Annotated in this window: 3 protein-coding genes; 2 read left to right on the top strand and 1 reads right to left on the bottom strand. The window is 68.9% G+C overall.

From position 1 onward, the window contains the following. The coding region (locus ACRDUX_RS36560; protein WP_526421706.1) for an aminotransferase-like domain-containing protein at nt 1–1,002 on the bottom strand (1,002 nt) is incomplete at its 3' end. A 62-nt stretch (nt 1,003–1,064) separates the two neighbouring features. Between ACRDUX_RS36560 and ACRDUX_RS36555 the strand changes: the two genes are divergently transcribed. Together ACRDUX_RS36555 and ACRDUX_RS36550 are read left to right on the top strand one after the other, a co-directional pair. Continuing rightward, nucleotides 1,065–1,229 (top strand): hypothetical protein, encoded by a 165-nt coding sequence (locus ACRDUX_RS36555; protein WP_526421704.1) that lies wholly within the window; start codon nt 1,065–1,067, stop codon nt 1,227–1,229. 59 nt (nt 1,230–1,288) lie between these two features. Next, nucleotides 1,289–1,635: DUF6198 family protein (locus ACRDUX_RS36550; RefSeq protein ID WP_526421708.1), on the top strand; the 347-nt coding region annotated here is incomplete at its 3' end.

Genomic DNA, 1,635 nt, shown 5'->3' with positions numbered 1-1,635 from the left:
GATCCAACCGATGCGCAGACCGCCCCAACACGACTTGGACATCGATCCGACGGTCAGCACGAGGTCGCGTCTGCTGGTCATCGAGGCAGCGAGCGGCGGCGGGACCGCCTCGTCGAGCCACATGTCGGTGATCGTCTCGTCGACGATGGTGCGGGTGCGGGTTTCGGCGATGATGTGCGCGAGGCGTCTCCTGCCCGCCGGTGGCAACGTCATGCCGGTCGGGTTGTGGTTGTCCGGAATCAGGTAGGCCAGGCTCGGCGACAGCTGACGTACGGCGGCGTCGACGGCGTCGAGCTCCCAGCCGTCATGCGTCATCGCCACCGGAACCGGTCGGACACCGCGGCTCGCCATCGCGGCGAGCGCGCCGTGATAGGTGGGTTGCTCGACGAGCACGCGGTCACCGGGTTGGGTGTACGTCGCGAGGATGAGGCCGATGGCGTTGAGTGCACCGGTGGTCACCACGATCTCGTCCGGTTCAGTGGGAAGCCCTCGCGCACAATATCTTTCGGCGATCGCCTCGCGTAGCGGCGGCACCCCGACCAGCTCGATCCCGATATCGTGAAGGTAGGGGGCGACCTCTTGGGCGGCCTCGGCGAACGCCTGTGAGACGGCGGCGGCGGGGGCGGAGAGCGTGGCGGCCGCGAGGTTGGCCGGCGAGTTCCCGGTAAGAGCCGTGCGGCCTGCGATCGGGGCGGTGGTCGGTGCGACGACGGGAAGTGCCGTGGTACTCCGCGCTCCACGGCGTCCGTTGAGGTAGCCGTCGTCGCGCATCTGGGTGTACGCCGCGGTGACGGTGGTGCGTGAGACGCGCAGGGCGTCGGCGAGTGCCCGTTCGCTCGGTAGTTGAGCGCCGACGGGCAACCGGCCGTCGACGATCAGCATGCGCAGACCGTCGGCGAGTCCCTGGTAGGCCGGCCCGCTGGCACTGGAGGTGCGCCAGTTGCCTAGCTCGCGGGCGAGGAGGTCCACATCGAGCCGACGCCACGCCAGTTCGTCGATCATGGAGGCCAGTTTGCCTCAACTGGATATTGAAGGCAAGGCCAGTTGAGGGTCAATATCGATCCATGGCACAACACTGGACCTCTCGGATGACTCGCAAGGTGCGTGGCATGGGCCGCGTCTTCCGCGCTCAGCCCGGACCGCGCGGCAGCTTTGAAATCGACGCCGACGCCCGCAGGATGCGCATCGAGCTCGACGCCATCCGCGCCCGATTCCCCGACCACGCGTGAAGCGGGCGAGCGCCCGGGGAGTGGCGCTTCTGGTCGGCCTGATCGGCTACGGCTTCTCGATGGCGGTGATGGTGCGCGCCGGCCTCGGGCTCGACCCCTGGGACGTATTCCACCAGGGCCTCGCCGGACGGACTGGTGTGACCATCGGCATCGCCTCCGCCGTGGTCGGCGTCGCGGTCCTGCTGGCCTGGATTCCGCTGCGGAACCGGCCGGGGATCGGCACGGTCGCCAACGTCATCGTCATCGCCGTCACCGTGGACGCCGGAATGGCGCTGCTGCCGTCGCCGTCGGATCTGCGGGTGCGGGTCGCGATGATGCTCGGCGCCGTCCTGCTCAATGCCATCAGCACGGTGCTCTACATCGGTGCGGGCCTCGGTCCCGGTCCGCGCGACGGTCTGATGACCGG

The sequence above is a fragment of the Mycobacterium sp. genome, assembly GCF_050701675.1.
Classification (GTDB): Bacteria; Actinomycetota; Actinomycetes; order Mycobacteriales; family Mycobacteriaceae; genus Mycobacterium.
Note: the sequence above shows the minus strand (reverse complement) of the source record. Positions and strands in the feature narration are given on the sequence as shown.